Below are 1,475 nucleotides of genomic sequence, written 5' to 3' on the forward strand. Positions count from 1 at the left end.
GGCGAACAGGGTGAGCATGGCGGTGGCGGCGAGCCAGTCGGTGGCGGTGGCGTGGGGGCGGAAGCCGATGGCCAGGGCGATGGCGATCAGGACGGTCATGCCGAGGAGTTGCTGGATGACGGCGGCGACGACGTGGCCGGTCAGGACCGAGGCGCGGGAGATGCGCATGGTGCGGAAGCGGGCGATGATGCCTTCGGTCATGTCGGTGGCGACCATGACGGCGGTTCCGGTGGCGCCGGTGGCCACGGCCATCAGCAGGATGCCGGGCAGCACGTAGTTGATGTAGGCGTCACGGCCGCCCCCGTGCCCGAGTCCGGTGCCGAGGGTGCCGCCCAGGACGTAGACGAACAGCAGCAGGATGATCACCGGGGTGATGATCAGCTGGACGGTCATGGAGGGGTAGCGGATCAGGCGCTTGAGCTGCCGGCCGACCATGGTGCGCGAGTCGCGCGCGGCGAGAGCGAGGGTGTTCATCGGGTGATCTCCTGCTTGCGGTCGTTGCTGTTGGCGCGGCCATCGGGGTTGGCGGGGTTGTCGGTGTGCTGGCCGGTGAGGGTGAGGAAGACGTCGTCGAGGTCGGGGGTGTGGACGGCGAGGTCGGCGGGTTCGATGCCGGCGGTGTGGAGTTGGGTGAGCAGGTCGCGCAGGGAGGCCACGGCGCCGTCGGAGGGGATCTGCAGGGTGAGGCGGTCGTCGTCGGAGGGGTCGATGAACCCGCGGCCGAGCGCGTGCAGGGCGCTGGTGAGGGTGTCGTCGTCGGTGAAGCGCAGGGACACATGCCCGCCGGGGATGAGGCGTTTGAGTTCGTCGGGGGTGCCTTGGGCGATCAGGTGTCCGTGGTCCAGCAGGGCGATGTGGTCGGCGAGCTGGTCGGCTTCTTCGAGGTACTGGGTGGTGAGGAAGATGGTGACACCGTTGTCGGTGACGAGTTCGCGGACGATGTCCCACATGGCGCGGCGGCTGCGGGGGTCCAGGCCGGTGGTGGGTTCGTCCAGGAAGATCAGGCGGGGGTCGCCGACCAGGGTCATCGCCAGGTCCAGGCGGCGTTGCATGCCGCCGGAGTAGGTGGAGGCGGGCTTGCGGGCGGCGTCGACCAGGTCGAAGCGTTCCAGCAGTTCGGCGGCTTTGCGTTTGCCGTCGCGGCGGGGCAGGTGCTTCAGATCGGCCATCAGCAGCAGGTTCTCCTCGCCGGTGAGGAGTTTGTCGACGGCGGAGTACTGGCCGGTGACGCCGATCGCGCCGCGGACCTCGTCGGGTCGGCGTGCCAGGTCGTGTCCGGCGACGTGGATCTGGCCGGCGTCGGCGCGGGTCAGGGTGGACAGGATCTGGACCGTGGTGGTCTTGCCGGCGCCGTTGGGGCCGAGCAGGGAGAAGATCGTTGCTTCGGGGACGGCCAGGTCGATGCCGTCCAGCACGACCTTCTCGCCGGTCTTGTCGCGGTAGGACTTGCGCAGCCCGACCGCCTCGATCGCCAG

Annotated in this window: 2 protein-coding genes; both read right to left on the reverse strand. The window is 69.4% G+C overall.

Translation table 11 applies throughout. From position 1 onward, the window contains the following. A partial coding sequence (locus ABZ914_RS51260; protein WP_500201803.1) for an ABC transporter permease occupies window positions 1-474 on the reverse strand: 474 nt, incomplete at its 3' end. Continuing rightward, the gene (locus ABZ914_RS51265; RefSeq protein ID WP_500201804.1) at window positions 471-1,475 is read right to left on the reverse strand and encodes an ATP-binding cassette domain-containing protein; all 1,005 of its coding nucleotides are present in this window, start codon (window positions 1,473-1,475) and stop codon (window positions 471-473) included. The genes ABZ914_RS51260 and ABZ914_RS51265, both read right to left, overlap by 4 nt.

It is taken from the genome of Spirillospora sp. NPDC046719, from assembly GCF_040645715.1.
Lineage (GTDB): Bacteria > Actinomycetota > Actinomycetes > Streptosporangiales > Streptosporangiaceae > Spirillospora.